Origin of the sequence: Thiomonas sp. FB-Cd, assembly GCF_000733775.1 — a bacterium.
GTDB lineage: Bacteria > Pseudomonadota > Gammaproteobacteria > Burkholderiales > Burkholderiaceae_C > Thiomonas_A.
Window position 1 is genome coordinate 1716523 of sequence record NZ_JPOE01000002.1, and the last position, 15072, is coordinate 1731594.

Annotated in this window: 13 protein-coding genes; 8 read left to right on the forward strand and 5 right to left on the reverse strand. The window is 62.2% G+C overall.

Annotated features, from left to right (window positions below; genetic code table 11):
- Positions 1–18 precede the first annotated feature (18 nt).
- Positions 19–2376, forward strand: a complete 2358-nt coding sequence (locus tag CD04_RS0108385; protein WP_038167619.1) for a bifunctional (p)ppGpp synthetase/guanosine-3',5'-bis(diphosphate) 3'-pyrophosphohydrolase — start codon at positions 19–21, stop codon at positions 2374–2376.
- A gap of 290 nt (positions 2377–2666) precedes the next feature.
- Here CD04_RS0108385 and greB read toward each other — a convergent pair whose 3' ends face one another.
- The 5 genes from greB to CD04_RS0108410 all read right to left on the reverse strand — a co-directional run bounded on the left by greB (position 2667) and on the right by CD04_RS0108410 (position 7168).
- On the reverse strand, positions 2667–3224 hold the full coding sequence (gene greB, locus CD04_RS0108390; RefSeq protein ID WP_031405829.1) for a transcription elongation factor GreB: 558 nt from the start codon (positions 3222–3224) through the stop codon (positions 2667–2669).
- A gap of 121 nt (positions 3225–3345) precedes the next feature.
- Complete coding sequence (locus CD04_RS0108395) at positions 3346–4482, reverse strand: branched-chain amino acid ABC transporter substrate-binding protein (protein ID WP_031405831.1); 1137 nt, start codon at positions 4480–4482, stop codon at positions 3346–3348.
- Positions 4483–4776: 294 nt separating this feature from the next.
- The gene (locus CD04_RS0108400) at positions 4777–5274 is read right to left on the reverse strand and encodes a hypothetical protein (protein ID WP_031405834.1); all 498 of its coding nucleotides are present in this window, start codon (positions 5272–5274) and stop codon (positions 4777–4779) included.
- Complete coding sequence (locus CD04_RS0108405; protein ID WP_038167622.1) at positions 5271–5693, reverse strand: DNA polymerase III subunit chi; 423 nt, start codon at positions 5691–5693, stop codon at positions 5271–5273. The genes CD04_RS0108400 and CD04_RS0108405 overlap by 4 nt, the downstream gene beginning before the upstream one ends.
- Positions 5690–7168 carry a leucyl aminopeptidase gene (locus tag CD04_RS0108410; protein WP_031405837.1) on the reverse strand — a complete coding sequence of 493 codons (1479 nt, stop codon included), beginning with the start codon at positions 7166–7168 and terminating at the stop codon, positions 5690–5692. Before CD04_RS0108410 ends, CD04_RS0108405 begins: the two co-directional genes overlap by 4 nt.
- A gap of 142 nt (positions 7169–7310) precedes the next feature.
- Between CD04_RS0108410 and lptF the strand changes: the two genes are divergently transcribed.
- The 7 genes from lptF to CD04_RS0108445 all read left to right on the forward strand — a co-directional run bounded on the left by lptF (position 7311) and on the right by CD04_RS0108445 (position 15063).
- On the forward strand, positions 7311–8465 hold the full coding sequence (gene lptF, locus CD04_RS0108415; protein ID WP_031405839.1) for an LPS export ABC transporter permease LptF: 1155 nt from the start codon (positions 7311–7313) through the stop codon (positions 8463–8465).
- 12 nt (positions 8466–8477) lie between these two features.
- On the forward strand, positions 8478–9575 hold the full coding sequence (gene lptG, locus CD04_RS0108420) for an LPS export ABC transporter permease LptG (RefSeq protein ID WP_031405841.1): 1098 nt from the start codon (positions 8478–8480) through the stop codon (positions 9573–9575).
- Between the two features lie 34 nt (positions 9576–9609).
- Positions 9610–10554 (forward strand): CysB family HTH-type transcriptional regulator, encoded by a 945-nt coding sequence (locus tag CD04_RS0108425; protein ID WP_031405843.1) that lies wholly within the window; start codon positions 9610–9612, stop codon positions 10552–10554.
- 33 nt (positions 10555–10587) lie between these two features.
- Positions 10588–11772 carry a pyridoxal phosphate-dependent aminotransferase gene (locus CD04_RS0108430; RefSeq protein WP_031405845.1) on the forward strand — a complete coding sequence of 395 codons (1185 nt, stop codon included), beginning with the start codon at positions 10588–10590 and terminating at the stop codon, positions 11770–11772.
- A gap of 157 nt (positions 11773–11929) precedes the next feature.
- Positions 11930–12652, forward strand: a complete 723-nt coding sequence (locus tag CD04_RS0108435) for an enoyl-CoA hydratase-related protein (RefSeq protein ID WP_051849039.1) — start codon at positions 11930–11932, stop codon at positions 12650–12652.
- A gap of 197 nt (positions 12653–12849) precedes the next feature.
- Positions 12850–14139, forward strand: a complete 1290-nt coding sequence (locus CD04_RS0108440; protein ID WP_031405849.1) for an RNA-guided endonuclease TnpB family protein — start codon at positions 12850–12852, stop codon at positions 14137–14139.
- Between the two features lie 27 nt (positions 14140–14166).
- Positions 14167–15063: a fumarylacetoacetate hydrolase family protein gene (locus CD04_RS0108445; RefSeq protein WP_038167625.1), complete on the forward strand. Its 897-nt coding sequence runs from the start codon at positions 14167–14169 to the stop codon at positions 15061–15063.
- The last annotated feature ends 9 nt before the right edge of the window (positions 15064–15072 follow it).

The following is a 15072-nucleotide window of genomic DNA, read 5'->3' on the forward strand; positions in this document are numbered from 1 at the left end:
TCCTGATGACCCCACGTCATGCAAAGCCGCCCACCCGTGACCGGCAGCAACCCGGCACCCCGCAACCGCCCCGTCGTCAGGCGCAAGCCTGCCCAGCACGCGGACGTGCCTCCGGATTTGGGCGCAGTCGCTGACACCGCGCTGAGCGCGCCGCTCGACAAGCCAGCTGCGGTCAGCCTGGCTGGATTGCTTGACAAGATATCGGCGTATTTGCCCGAGGGCGACCTGCAGTTGATCCGCAACGCGTATCGCTTTGCGGACGCGGCACACCTCGGACAATACCGTGCAAGCGGTGAGCCTTACATTTCGCACCCGGTGGCGGTCGCTGAGATCTGCGCCGACTGGAAGCTTGACACCCAGGCCTTGATGGCCGCCCTGCTTCATGACACAGCCGAAGACAAGGGCATTACCCAAGCGGAACTCATCGAGCACTTTGGCGCGACTGTTGCCGTGCTGGTGGACGGGCTGACCAAGCTCGACAAAATCCAGTTTTCCAACCGCGAGGAAAATCAGGCCGAAAGCTTTCGCAAGATGTTGCTGGCGATGGCGCGTGACATCCGCGTCATTCTGGTCAAGCTTGCCGACCGGCTGCACAACATGCGCACGCTGGCCGCCATGGCACCGGAGAAGCGCCGCCGCATCGCAAACGAAACGATGGATATCTACGCCCCCATCGCCTATCGGCTGGGGCTCAATCAGGTGTACCGCGAATTGCAGGATCTGGGTTTCCAACACAGTCACCCGATGCGCTATGCGGTGCTGAGTCAAGCGCTCAAGGTCGCCCGCGGCAATCGGCGCGACCTGATCGATAAGATCCTGGCTGCGACCACCAAGTCTTTTGCGGACGCCGGCATCTCCGTGCACCTGTACGGGCGCGAGAAGACCCTGTATTCCATTTACCGAAAGATGCAACGCAAGCATCGCTCCTTTGCGCATGTGCAAGACATCTTCGGTTTTCGCGTGATCGTGCCTGACGTCTTGGACTGCTATCGCGCCCTGGGCGTGCTGCATGCCCAGTACAAGCCCATGCCGGGCAAATTCGAAGACTTCATTGCCATTCCCAAGCTCAATGGCTACCAGTCGCTGCACACCACACTGATCGGCCCCACGGGCGCGCCAGTCGAGTTTCAGATTCGCACGGAGGCCATGCACCGTGTGGCGGAAAGCGGCGTGGCGGCACACTGGTTGTACAAGACAAGCAATGGCCTGGAGGCCATTGCACAAGTCAGCACCGCGGCCTGGCTCCAGTCGCTTCTGGATATCCAAAATGAGAACCGCGACGCTGCCGAGTTCATTGAGACAGTAAAGGTTGATCTTGCGCCGGACGCCGTGTATGTGTTCACACCCAAATCGCGCATCCTGGCGTTGCCGCGCGGCGCCACGCCCGTGGACTTTTCATATGCCGTGCATACCGATCTTGGCAACCAGACGGTCGCCGCCAAGGTCAATGGGGAGTTGGTACCGTTGCGCACCGAGCTCCACAGCGGTGACGTCGTGGAAATTGTGACGGCACCGCATTCGCGGCCGAATCCAAATTGGCTGAGTTTCGTGCGCACGGGACGCGCCCGCTCGAAGATCCGGCATGAGCTCAAGGTTGGCCAGCAGGCCGAGTCGCAGGATCTTGGTAAGCGATTGCTCAGCCGCGCGTTGACACAACTGGGCCTGCGCCTCGAAGATTTAAGCGCCGCGAATTGGAGCCGGCTGCTGCATTGGAGCGGGAACAAGAGCCAGGAAGAACTCTTTGGCGATATCGGCTTGGGCAAGCGCGTAGCCGACATCGTGGCGAAGCGCGTGCAGATGCAATACGGTGAAGCATACGGCGCGGCGAGTCCGCGCTCCCCGGACGAAGCGGGGTCCGCTTCGTCCCCCGCTTCCAATGGCGGGGCGCATGGCGCCACTGAACCATTGACGCGCACTGCCCTCCAGCTCGATGGCACTGAGGGCACCTCGGTGCACTATGCCGATTGTTGCCACCCGATACCTGGCGACGCCGTTCTCGGTTATCTCGGCAAAGGCGAAGGCCTCACCGTGCATCAGCAAGACTGCCCTCAAGCTCGCCGCCTGTTTCAGAAGCACCCACGCAGCTGGATCGACCTCAGCTGGTCGTCAACAGTGACCGGCTTGTATCAGGTGGGGATGGCGGTTGTCGTCAGCAACGGAAAGGGCGTGCTGGCGAAGCTTGCGGCGGCCATCAGCGAACACGATGCCGACATCATCCACGTCACCATGGACGATGACGCGGGCCAACCGACCATTGAGTTGCGTTTCATCATCGCGGTGCGCGACCGCAAACATCTCGCCGATATTTTGCGCGCGGTGCGAGCTCACAAATTCGTCGTTCGCGCCTCCCGCGGCAAGGCGCGCAGCCCGCATTGACCCGATGCGCGACAAGCCCCGCCGTTCAGGACGGGGAAGGATAGCGCGGATGCCACAGGCATCCTTGTCAGACTTGCAGGGTGTTCTCTTGTGCTGTCTATGTATCCTGCAATGAAGGGCGGGACACGCCCGGATCGCCTGCCAAGTGCGTGGTGCAGTTAGGCCGCCAGCAACAGGAACCCACCGAAGCGACTCTTCCCGGCTCGATGCAGGGGTGAGCGCCGTAGGAATCTCTGCCCTTTCCGCGCAAGCGGTGGCGACAGCCAAGGGCGGTGAGGATGTCAAACGACTTACGGTGCCGGGTAGCGCACGTCCACGACCTCAATCTGCAGCACGCCGCCGGGCGTGGGCAAACTGACAACATCACCCTCGCGAGCCTTGAGCAAGGCCCTGGCCACCGGCGAAACCCAGCTGATGTGCCCGCATTCGAGATCGACCTCGTCTGCGCCCACGATGGTGACCCGACGCTCGGCGCCGTTATCCTCGACGTACCGTACTGTGGCGCCGAAAAAAACCTGTGTGTTGCCATGCTGGCGCGATGGGTCGACCACCTCGGCCAGATCCAGGCGTTTGGTGAGGAAGCGAATGCGCCTGTCGATCTCGCGCAGGCGCTTCTTGCCGTAGATGTAATCGCCGTTTTCCGAGCGGTCACCATTGGACGCCGCCCATGACACGATTTCGACCACTTGGGGACGGTCGCGCTCGATCAACGCCTTGAGTTCATCGCGCAGGCGTGCGTAACCCGCCGGGGTGATGTAATTCTTGCTTCCTGGCGGTAGCTCCGGAAGGCGCGGCTCCTCGTCGTCTTGCTCCGTTGCGCTGTCTTCGCGTGTAAATGCCTTGTTCATGATGTCCAACGCATGCTCTTGGGAATGCCAATAAAAAAACGCCCCGGAAAGGGCGTTCGACACGTCAAAGCCAAGCTTGGGCCGGTGGCGCATGCACCACCGGCCCAAGCGTGTAGCGGCTTTACTTCACGGATTCGACCGCAACCACCTTCTTCACGCCATTGTCGAACGTCGACAGGGTGATGGTCGGAGCAGCCAAATTGCCGTCAGCTTCGAAATGGATGTCCTTCTTGGTGACGCCGTTATAGTCGATCTTCTGAATGAAGGGCAGATATTTCGCCGGATCGACGGAATTGGCCTTCATCATGGCGTGCGCCAAAACCATCGTCCCATCATAGGAATAGGGCGAATAGATCTGGAACGCGCTTGCCCCGAATTCGGCGTCATAACGCTTCTTCCATGCATCGCCACCAGGCATTTGCGAGATGGGCGAGCCGCCCTCGGCGCAGATGGTGATGTTGGCTGCGTCGCCAGCCAGCTTGGCCAGCTCGGGCGCGCAAATGCCATCGCCACCCATGAACTTGGCCTTGATGCCGAGCTGCTGGATCTGACGCAGCATGGGGCCGGCTTGGCTATACATGCCGCCATAGAAAATGACGTCGGGATTCATCGACTTGATCTTGGTCAGGATGGCCGAAAAATCCGTGGCCTTATCGTTCGTGAACTCCCGATCGAGCACCTTCAGGCCGTCCTTCTTGGCCGTTTTGCTGAACACGTCGGCAACGCCTTGGCCGTAGGCCGTACGGTCGTCGATCACAGCCACGGTCTTCGCCTTGAGTTCCGTCTTGGCGTAGTTGGCCAAGCCGGCGCCAAGTGCGTTGTCATTGGCAATGATGCGGAAGAAGGTCTTGAAGCCCTGCTGGGCGATCTTCGGATCGGTGGACGACGGCGTAATGTCCGGAATGCCCGCGTTGTTGTAAATCCGTGACGCTGGGTACGTGCAACCGGAGTTCAGGTGGCCCACGACGCCATTGACTTTTTCGTCCACGAACTTCTGTGCGATCGTCGTCGCCTGCTTCGGGTCCGCCTGGTCATCCTGAGCGTCGATTTTCCAGACCACCTTCTTGCCGCCGATCACGATGTTCTGCTTGTTCAGATCGTTGATGGCCATGCGCACACCATTGGTGTTGTCCTGGCCAAACGAAGCCTGCGGCCCGGACATCGGCGCTGCGCTGCCGATGGTTACGGTCACGTCGTCCGCCGCATACGCGGTGCCAATTGCCAGGGACAAGCCCAGAAGGGCATATTTCAGCTTCATAAATGAGCCTCCAGAAAGGATATAAAAGTAGCTTTAAGTCGGGAATTCCCAACGGAGGCATACGTTAACGGAAACAAGCTGAAATGAACAGAGCAATTTCGCGCCATGTTGCACCCTTTCGAAACCCCCGGAGACCGGGGCTTGCGCGGCCAACGTGCCCAGCTTACATGGAGGCGCGTGAGGTCGCAGGCAACATCGGTAGCGACCGTTCGTTACAAAACTTGCAGATCAACAGAAACTTTTCTTCCACGCGCCGTATGCGCAAACCAACACTCGCACAGCCACCGATTGTGTTCAGGGCTGTGCTTTTGAGGTTGGCGCCAGCACCGCGTCCACGGCCGCATGGGCCAAGTCGAGCAATGCAGGCTGGAGTTCGATGGCCAACTCTCGGGCGAGATCATCGACCTTGTGAGCCAGCAAATCCCGGATCTGCAATTCAAGTTCGCGACCCAGGCGCTGCGCCAGATCGGCCTGCAACTGTTCCTGAAGCCGCGGCACGCCAGCCGCGATCTGGGCGCGCAGGTGCGCAGCGACGACCTCATCTGGCCAACCACTTTGGAGCCAGTCGATTTCGGGCTTCAGGATCTCGCGTCGCGCTGCAGACTGCGAGATGGGGGACGCGGTTACCCCAGCCGATGGCGAAAACCCTGGTGCGACAGGGTTCAGTGCGCTCGCAGGGTGCTTCTCCTCGTCGGCTTGGCCCGCAATCACTGGCGACAAACAGGCGGGAGCCTCCTCGCCGTCGATGATGTCCGTCAAGACCGGCAGACGATCGGGAATTACGGGTGTCATACATCAACCTCCATGGTCGCGGGCTCGCAACCCCCACTCCGATAAGCGCGAAAGCGCTCGCGCCCGGCCTGCTTTTCAGCCGGCGTTGCACCAACCACTTCGATGACTCGGGGCAGCGCCCGCCAGCCCCCGGCAGATGCCGCCGCAAGATTGACCAGACAATCACGCTCGCCAAAACGGGACACATCGGCCTCGTCGGTCAGCACGATCGGGGTACGCGCCTCGAGCGGGTCCCCGGCTCGGCAATGCGGGAGGAAATCGAGCTGGGAAAAGGTCCACAGCCGCGCGTCCAGCGTATCGACCAGAGCCGGATCGACACGGACGACAAGTCTGGCCCCCTTCCCTGCCGCGACTCGCAAAAGACCGCAGACATAGGCCAAGGGGTCAGCCACGCCGACGCGGAACTCCACTTGCGTCATGCCTTGTTGTCCGGCTCGACGGTTCCGAGCAAATACCGCACGAGCAGCGGCACGGGGCGACCGGTCGCGCCCTTGGCCGCGCCACTCTTCCAGGCTGTGCCTGCGATGTCCAGATGGGCCCAGCGGTAGTCCTTTGCAAAACGCTGCAGGAAGCAGGCCGCCGTAATGCTCCCCGCCGCACGACCGGCAACATTGGCGACGTCGGCGAAATGCGTCTTGAGCCCGTCTGCATAATCGTCGCCCAGGGGCATGCGCCAGCAACTGTCGTGAGCCAGTTTTCCCGCCTTGAGCAAAGATTCAGCCAGCGCGTCGTCCGGGCTGAACAAGCCGCTGTGCACGTGCCCGAGTGCGATGACGCAGGCTCCGGTGAGTGTGGCCACATCCACCACGCTGGCGGGCTTGAAGCGCTCGGCGTACGTCAGCGCATCGCACAGAATCAGACGACCTTCGGCATCGGTATTCAGGATCTCGATGGTTTGCCCTGACATGCTGGTGACCACGTCGCCCGGTTTGACTGCGCGCCCCCCGGGCATATTCTCGGTCGCCGGAATCAGGCCCACCAAATTAAGCTTCGGCCTCAGGCGGGCGATCGCCTCAAACGCACCCAGCACTGCGGCAGCACCCGACATGTCGAATTTCATCTCGTCCATCTCGGCAGCTGGCTTGATCGAGATGCCGCCCGTATCGAACGTCACGCCCTTGCCCACCAGGACGTGCGGCGCATCCTTGCGGCCGGCACCGTCGTAGCGCAGCACGATGAAACGCAGCGGCTGATGCGATCCTTGAGCCACGGCAAGCAAAGCGCCCATCTTCAGCCGCTCGATGCTGGTGCGGGTCAACACCTCCACCTTGATTCCGTGGCGCTTGCCCAGATCCTGCGCGACCTTGGCAAGATGAGAAGGCGTGCAATAGTTGGCTGGCAAGTTGGCCAGGTTGCGTGTGAGCTCCACGCCCGCCTGAACGGCTTCAGCCCGCCCAAGCGCGGCTTTGAGTGTTGCCGCCTGGCGTGCGTGGCGTGACAGCAGATGCACGGCCTCGACCTTATAGGCCTTGGCGGGCTCGGGTTTGCGGGTCGCGGTGTATCGGTAGGCCGCATCTCCAAAGGCGCTCGGGACCAAGTCTGCCAGGCTCTGCTCCCCGTCGGCGGCAAGCAGATGGACCTGGTGGGCCCCAAGTGGCTTGAGCGCGCCGGCTGCGGCCTGCACCGCCTTGAGCCAGCCGGCTTGATCGACCGGCGCTGCACCCAGACCCACGAGCACGAGCCGCTTGGCTGCAAGCCCGGCGGGACGGCTACGCGTATAGGTGGCGCCCAGGCTGCCATTGAAGTCGCCGTCCTGCGCGGCTTCAGCGGCGATCTGGTCGACGGCATCGGCCTCGACCAAACCGCAGGACGTGCCGGGCTGGTGCACAAAGACGACGAGGGCATCAGTCTTTAAGGCGGCCAAAGCTTTCAGGGGGGCTATGCTAAATTTCATAAGGGCTCCAGATGACGCTTTCATTATTCCACCGAGCCCACGCAAGCGTGCCGCCACACACGAATGCGACTACTGCGTGTACCCTCTGCGTGAACATTTCGCACACGCTTCGTGCACCTGATTGATCCTTTGCCCTCCGCTGATGTTGTTGGACACCTCCCTGCGCCGCGAAATGGCCCGCAATTTCGGCGGCAGCTTCACCGTGTTGTTCTCGGTGGTGCTCACCCTCATGCTCATCCGCATCCTCGGCCAGGCGTCGGAAGGGCAGGCCAATCCTCAGGATCTGTTCCTGCTTATCGGTCTGGCAAGTCTGAGCTATCTGCAATTCATCCTGGGCCTGGCGCTGTTCATTGCGGTCCTCATGAGCTTCTCGCGCATGCATCGCGACTCGGAAATGGTGATTTGGTCGGGTGCGGGCGTGGCACCCCTGAAGTTTTTTGGCACGACGTTGCGCTTTTCCGCGCCGGTCATCCTGGCCATCGCGCTGCTGACCCTCATCGCCTGGCCTTGGGCCAACCAGCAAAATGCGGCCCTGCGCGAACGTTTCGAGCAGCGATCCGATCTGTCGCGCGTTGCGCCCGGTCAATTTCGCCAGTCCGCTTCAGGGCAGCGCGTTTTTTTCATTGGCAAAGGCGCCAACGCCCAGGGTCTCGCTCGCAACATCTTCATCCGCGACAAGGGCAACGGCAAGGAGACGATCACCCTGGCGCAGTCGGCCAAATTGCAGAACCATGACGGTTCGCGCTATCTGATGCTTGACAGCGGCCACCGCTACACCCACACGCCCGGGCAAGCCGATTACCAGATCACCGGGTTTTCACAAATGGGCATACGCCTTTCGGCCATCGCCGCGCCACCGTCCGCAGCGTCAACGTTACCTGAGGCGGCACGCCTGGCCAACACCCCCAGCCGGGAGATCTCCACCCTGACCCTGGCCATGTCCCACATACCCGCCTGGCTCGGCGAGCTGTCATGGCGCATTGGCGTACCGATCTCCACGGTGCTTCTGGTTTTCATGGCCATTCCACTTTCCGCCACGAATCCCAGGGCAGGCCGCGCGTTGCAGCTCATCATGGCCATCCTCATCTACCTCACCTATTTGAACTTTCTCAACGCCGCGCAGGGGTGGATCGACCAGGGAAAGCTGAGCCTGGGTGCGGCACTGCTTATTTTGCATGGCACAGCTGCGTTCGTGCTGATCGCCCTTGCCTTCTACAAGGGACTGCTGACTTGGCGGCGCGGCCTCCAAGCGCGACCCTCGGCCAACCGATTGCAAGGGCCGACAGCGTCACACTGAACCTCGGCCACCATGCGTACCCTGCGGCGTTACCTATTCCTGCAAATCGCGGCCGCCAGCGGCATCGTGCTGGTGGTGTTTCTCGGCTTGCTGTTTTTCCTTGATGTGATCAACGAACTCAGCAATGCGGGAGCCACGCCTGCGCTGGGCCACATCCTGGTCATGGTCGCACTGCAACTGCCCAGTCGAGCCTATGAGCTGTTGCCGATCGCGGGGCTCACTGGCACGGTGTATGTGCTGGCCAGCCTTGCAGCCTCGAGCGAATTCACCGTCATGCGCATGTCGGGCCTGGGCCCGCGCCGCGCGCTCTTGGAATTGTTGGGACTCGGGCTGGTGTTCGCCGCGCTGATCTTTGCACTGGGTGAATTCGCCGCACCACGCGCCGAGCGTATTGCTGCGACATTGCAAGCCAAGGCCCAGGGCGGACAGTTTGGCACCCAACTCAGCTCGGGGCTTTGGCTTCGTAACCGCCAAGACGGGCAGAACGATCAGATGATCAATATTGGCAGTGTGTCGGCGGGGGGTGAATTGCGCGACGTGCACATCTATAAGCTCGACAGCGCCGCGCATCTCGTCGAGACCGTGCATGCCGCCGCAGCCGTCTATCGCAGTGGGGGGACTTGGCTGCTGCGGCGGGTCACTTCGATTAGCCTGCCAACCCAGTCTGGCGAAGCCTTGCAGATCCGGCACACGGCGGAATTGCCCTGGCGCACCGCAATGTCGCCCACGGTACTCAACGTCCTTCTCCTCAGCCCGGAAAATATGTCAGTCGTCGATCTATGGCGCTACATCGACCATCTGCAGGCAAACGGCCAGGCTGTCCAGCGTGACGAAATTGCGCTGTGGCGCAAGCTCCTCTACCCCCTGAGCGCCGTGGTGATGATGATGCTCGCCTTACCCTTTGCCTATCTCCACGCGCGCTCCGGTCAGATCAGCTGGAAGGTATTCGGTGGCATCATGCTGGGCATCAGCTTCATTCTCATGAACACCCTGACATCCAGGCTGGGCTTGGTGGCGAGTTGGCCCACTTGGGTTGCCGCCGCGCTGCCCTACCTTCTCTACGGCTCGGCAGCGCTCGTGTTTTTCGTCTGGCGCGTGCAATATCGCTGAAGACACTTCAAGACGCTGAGTCGACCATCGGACCATGAACCTTCATCAGTTCCGCTTCCTGCAGGAAGCCGTGCGCCGCAATTTCAACCTCACCGAGGCTGCGCGCGCCTTGTTCACCTCGCAGCCGGGTGTGTCCAAGGCCATCATCGAGCTTGAAGACGAGCTGGGGGTCGAGATTTTCAGCCGCCACGGCAAACGCATTCGCAAGCTCACCGCCCCCGGCGAGGAGGTGCTGCGCAGCGTCGATGTGATTTTGCGCGAAGTGAACAACCTCAAGCGCATCGGCCAGAACTATGCCGCGCAGGACAGCGGGGCGCTCACCATCGCGGCCACCCACACCCAGGCCCGCTACCGCCTACCGCACGTGATCGCTGAATTCCGCCGGCGCTTTCCGCGTGTTCAGGTTCACATGCTGCAAGGCAACCCCGATCAAGTCGCGCACGCCGTGTTGGAAGAACGCGCCGATTTGGGCTTGGCGACAGAAAGCCTGGCAGAACACGCCGATCTCATCAGTCTGCCGTGCTACGAATGGCAGCATCTGGTGGTGACACCCCTGAACCATCCGCTGGCCGACCTCCCGGATCTTTCGCTCGCCGAGCTTGCGCGCTACCCCATCGTGACATACGACCCTGCGTTCACGGGTCGTCGACGCATCGACCACGCATTCGCCCAGCACGGTCTGCAGCCCGATATCGTGCTCGAGGCCATCGATTCGGACGTGCTCAAGACCTATGTGGAGTTGGAGCTGGGCGTGGGGTTGATCGCAGAGATGGCATTCAACCCGGAGCGAGACACGCAATTGCGTGCGCGCCCGGCGGGACATCTGTTCGGTCATAACCTCACGCGCGTGGCATTCAAGCGGGGCGTTTACCAGCGCGGTTTCGTCTACGTCCTCACTGAACTGCTCTCGCAACGCTTGTCGCGCAAACTGGTGGAACAGGTTTTGCGCGGTGAAACCAGCCCGGATTTTTCCATTTAACGCCGCTTGCACTTCGCCCGAAGGCCACCAGCAATGTCCACAGTCGAATCCGTCCCTGTGATCTCCCGCAGTCCCGCCCTGCATAGTCGCTTGCCTCACGTGGGCACCACGATTTTCACCGTGATGTCCGCCTTGGCACAGCAGTGCGGCGCGATCAACCTGGGGCAGGGTTTTCCCGATTTCGACCCTGACCCCGAACTGGTCAATGCAGTGACTGCCGCAATGCGCGCTGGGCACAACCAGTACCCGCCAATGGCGGGCCTGCCGGGCTTGCGTGAAGCCCTGGCCGACAAGATCTCAGCCCTCCACGGCAACCGATACGACCCCGCTGAGGAAATCACGATCACTGCGGGGGCAACGCAGGCGCTGCTCACCGCCATTCTGGCCGTGGTCCATCCGGGCGATGAAGTCATCATCCTCACACCAGCCTACGACAGCTACGCGCCAGCGATCGAGCTGGCCGGAGGCGTGCCCGTCTTCGTCCCTCTGGCTGCGGACTTCCGTCCTGACTTCGCTGCGATCGCGGCAGCCCTGACTTCGCGCACGCGTGCCATCCTGGTCAACTCGCCCCACAATCCCAGCGGCCGGGTGTGGAGCGCTGCCGACATGCGGCGCTTGGCTGCGTTGCTCGCTCCCACGGATACCCTGCTGATTGCCGATGAGGTGTATGAGCACATGGTGTTCGACGGCACCATGCACCAAAGTGCTGCCGCGTTTGCGGAGCTTGCCCAGCGCAGTTTCGTGGTCTCGAGTTTCGGGAAGACCTACCATGCCACGGGCTGGAAAGTGGGTATGGTGGCGGCGCCGCGCACCCTCATGCGTGAATTCCGCAAGGTGCACCAGTTCAACGTGTTCACGGTCAACACGCCGATGCAGGCGGGACTGGCACATTACCTGCGCACACGGCCCGACGCACACCTAAACCTGTCCGCCTTTTACCAAGCCAAACGCGACCGTTTCCGCTCGGGGTTGGCCGCCACGAGGCTAAGCTTGCTGCCTTGCGAGGGCACATATTTCCAGTGCGTGGACTACTCCGCTCTGGATGAGCGGTCTGAGGCCGAGTTCTGCGAGTGGCTAACGCGGGACGTGGGCGTCGCGGCGATTCCGTTGACGGCATTCGAACCCGCACCGAACGCGGCGCGCCGCTGCGTTCGCTTTTGCTTTGCCAAGCGTGAGGCCACACTTGACATGGCGCTGGATCGGCTGGCCAAGCTCTGATCACATGGCCGGTGATTCTCCTCGCGAGGCTGTGGGGTCGCCGCGCGGTCAGTTGCCGATTTCGTGAGCGATTTTGTAAAAATGGCGCTTCGGCGCCTAAAACCCAGCGCTCCCCCACACCTCGCCTGCACAACCGAAGCCGATGTCCCCTCATTCGATGAACACGCCTGATCCAGGCGCCCGGGTCAGCATCCTGAACCTGCAACTCGGCACGGCAAATAGCGTGATGACGCCGGCAATGGCACATGCGGGCATCGAAGCTCTGTCCACCGCGTTGCGCGATCCTGATATCCGGGTCATCGTCCTCACAGGCAGCGACGAGCAGTTCTGTCTCGGCGTTGGGGAGCAGACCAGGGGTGTTGCCGGCGCCGCACCGGCTCCTGCCGACACTGATGTCGCCTTCATCGACGCGTTGCACGACTGGTTGCTGGCGCTTCACGACAGCGACAAACCCGTCATCGCCGCAGTTGAAGGCGAGGCGCGAGGCGCAGGCCTGGCGCTTGCGCTGGCCTGCGACCTCATCGTTGCATCGCGCAACGCGCAATTCAGCTTGCCGGTTGCAGCACAACTATCCGGCCAAAGCGCAGGAGCGCTATGGTTTGCTGCGCAAAGGCTCGCGGCGCCGTCGTTGCTGAGCGAGCTGCTCCTGCTGGACACAGCGCTCGCGGGGGAACGCGCGCATCAGCTGGGCCTTGTTTGCCGTCTCGCCGATCCCGGTCTCGCCTTGCAAGATGCAGTCCAACTCGCCGAAGGCATGGCACGACACGCCCCGACAAGCTTTGCGGTGCTGAAGCAACAGATCCTGGACGTTGCCGCGAGGCCCCTGCACGAGGCGCTCAGCGACGAGCGCAACCGCTGGCTCCAGTCGAATGCCTATTGACCGGAATGCGCGACGCACCTCTGTCGTGTCACGCCATCACGATTTCTGCCCATCCCCCCCTGAACAAATGCCCGCGCATTCCCCTTCCTCGCCCGGCCCGACGCACAGCGTCGCTCAGGCGAAGCCGTCCGGGCAGGAGGGGGTCAAGCGGGCGGGTTTCGCTTGTTGTTCCTTGCGAGGCTGGATAAAATACCAGCATGCAACGGCGCAAAGTCACGCTCAAGCTGTATCCCAATGCCGCGCAGATGGCGCGGCTGAAGGCGTGGACGCGGCTGCACTGCGAGTTGTACAACGCGCCGCTCGAAGAGCGCATCGACGCCTGGCACAAGGCCCGGAAGTCCATCTCTTACGACGAGCAGCAGAACGTCCTGCCGCAGATCAAGGCGGAGCGGCCTGAGTTCATGGAACTCGGTAGCCACGCGCTGCAGCAAACGCTGCGGCGGCTGGATCTCGCCTTTCAGTCGTTCTTTCGCCGGGTCAAAGCTGGTCAAACGCCCGGATTCCCGCGGTTCAAGGCCGCCAAGCGGTTCGCGGGCTTCGCGTATCCAGACCCGTCGGGATGGAAGCTCATGCAGCACGGCGGCCGTGGTGCCACGCTGCGCATCGGCAGTGGCGAGGCTGCGATGTCCATTCGGGCGCGCGGGCTGCACCGCTTCGGCGATCAGGCAAAACCCAACGACATCACGCTCACGCGCAAAGGTGGTGGGTGGTTCGTGTCGGTGACGCTGCGCGTGCCCGAGTCGGCCTGTGCGCGGCAGCGCACCGCCGGCATGCGGCGTGGCGTGGATTTCGGGATCACCGACTGGGCGACGTTCGATGATGGACGGACCATCGATAACCCGCGCTGGGTGCGCGAGGAACTGCCGCGCCTTGCCGCGCTGCAGCGGCAGCGCGCCAGGAAGAAGAAGGGATCGCTGCGCTTCAAACGGCTCGGGCGCCGCATCGCCCGGCTGCACGAGCGTATCGGCAATCGGCGCCGGGACTTCGTGCACAAGGAAACGACCAGGATGGTGCGGCAATGCGCGGTGCTGGCGACCGAAGAACTCGCACCCAAGAACATGAGCCGCAGCGCGAAGGGCACGGTGGAGACACCGGGCCGTCGCGTGCGGCAAAAGGCCGGACTCAACCGGGAGATCCTCTCGGCGGGGTTCGGCATGGCGCATCCGATGCTCGCGTACAAAGCGGAAGAAGCTGGTACGCGGCTGCATCTGAGCAATACGCGCCAGCTCAAACCGTCGCAACGCTGCGCGGCGTGCTGGGAGATTGTGCCCAAGACGCTCGCAGAGCGCATGCATGTCTGCCCGCACTGCGGGCATGTCATGCAACGCGACCAAAACAGCGCGTTGGTGGTGCTCATCGACGCATTCAATACGCAGGACACGCCTGGGACGGGCGTGGCGGCGAGACCGAAACCTCTGCCACGGCAACGGGGCAAGTCGAAGTCTGTGACCCGCGAAACCCCCACGACAACCGCGCAAGCGGTTTAGTGGCGGGAGAGTTCATCTGGAGCTTTTATGAAACTCGTCCGCTATGGCCCGTCTGGGCGTGAACAACCTGGCCTCATCGACGCCAAGGGGGTGCTGCGCAGCTTGCGCGGCGTTGTGGCTGACATCAGCCCCGACGTGTATGCGCCAAAGGGGCAACGTGCCTTGCGCAAGTTGGACCCCGAAAGTCTCCCAATGGTGCGAGGCAACCCCCGGCTAGGCGTGCCGTTCGTCGGCATCAGCAAATACATCGCCATTGGTCTGAACTATCGCGACCATGCCGCCGAAGCGGGGCAAGCGCTGCCCAGCGAGCCCATCGTGTTCAATAAATGGACCACTTGCATCAGCGGGCCCTTCGACCCTATCGAGCGTCCCCCGCATTCCACGCGCATGGACTGGGAGGTTGAACTCGGTGTGGTCATCGGGCGCGAGGCCCGCTATGCGTCGGTGGCTGATGCGCTTGGCCACGTCGCCGGCTATTGCACCTTGCACGACGTGTCGGAGCGACAGTTCCAGTTTGAGCGCGGTAGCCAGTGGGACAAGTCCAAGGGGCTGGACGGTTTCGGCCCGGTCGGCCCATGGCTCGTCACGGCTGATGAAGTCCCCGATCCGCAGAACCTGAACTTGCATTTGGATGTCAACGGTCAGCGGATGCAGACCGGCAACACCCGAGACATGATTTTCAGCGTCGCGCAAATCGTGAGCTACCTCAGCCACTTCATGACGCTGCGTCCTGGAGACCTGATCGCGACCGGGACTCCCTCGGGCGTCGGATTGGGCCGCAAACCGCCACGTTTTCTGCAGGCCGGCGACGCCGTCGAACTCGAAGTCGAGGGGCTTGGCATGCAGAGGCAAACGATTGTGCCATCACGTGACAAAGTGGCCAGTGATGCAGGCCAGCTCATACTGCCGACTGAGCGTCGCTGAAGCGCCGAA